The sequence below is a fragment of the Actinomycetospora chlora genome (genome assembly GCF_039542135.1).
GTDB classification, from domain to species: Bacteria; Actinomycetota; Actinomycetes; order Mycobacteriales; family Pseudonocardiaceae; genus Actinomycetospora; species Actinomycetospora chlora.
The window spans coordinates 1-620 of sequence record NZ_BAABHO010000159.1 but is presented as its reverse complement, the minus strand read 5'-3'; the positions used below and the strand labels follow the sequence as shown (position 1 = coordinate 620).

Below are 620 nucleotides of genomic sequence, written 5' to 3'. Positions count from 1 at the left end.
AATAAAAACTGACAGGATAACACATATACAAATGAGTATCCAATTTTTTTTAACCAGCATTGTATTTTCTTTTGAAACTGCATTTTCAATTTTAGAAACAACTACTTTTCCGTTTTGAGATTTCTCCCTATACATATCCTGATACAACTGCGTATAGTATAATGCATTTTTACTATCTCCCAATTGGGTGTAACTCTCAGAAATTCTTCCCAGTATTTCCATTTTCTTATCAAAAAACTCATTGTTTTTACAATAACTGAGTGCTTTTTTGTAGTTAATTATCGCTTCTGTGTGTTTTCCTTCTTCTGAAAACAAAACTCCTTTCTGATGATAGATGAAAATCATATGTACAGGCTGGCTCATATCCGCAAGCTCCAAAGCTTTATTTAAATAATAATGTGCAGAATCAAATTGCTTAGTGGCTGCATACTCATAACTCAGGTTCGTATAGGCTGTAGGCAGTAATTCTCTTCTTGACGACACATCAGATATTTTGTTATAAGCAGAAGCTGCTCTTTGTGCTGTTTTAACTCTCTCAGATTGTTCCTTATCAGGATTATAAAGTAAAAGCATCGAACTGTAGACTTTACCCTTTATTGAATATGCCTCATCATTTTCCT

Annotated in this window: 1 protein-coding gene; it reads right to left on the bottom strand. The window is 33.1% G+C overall.

Annotation, left to right across the window (positions count from 1 at the left end; translation table 11 throughout):
* A partial coding sequence (locus ABD994_RS31195) for a tetratricopeptide repeat protein (protein WP_345425622.1) occupies positions 1-620 on the bottom strand: 620 nt, incomplete at both ends.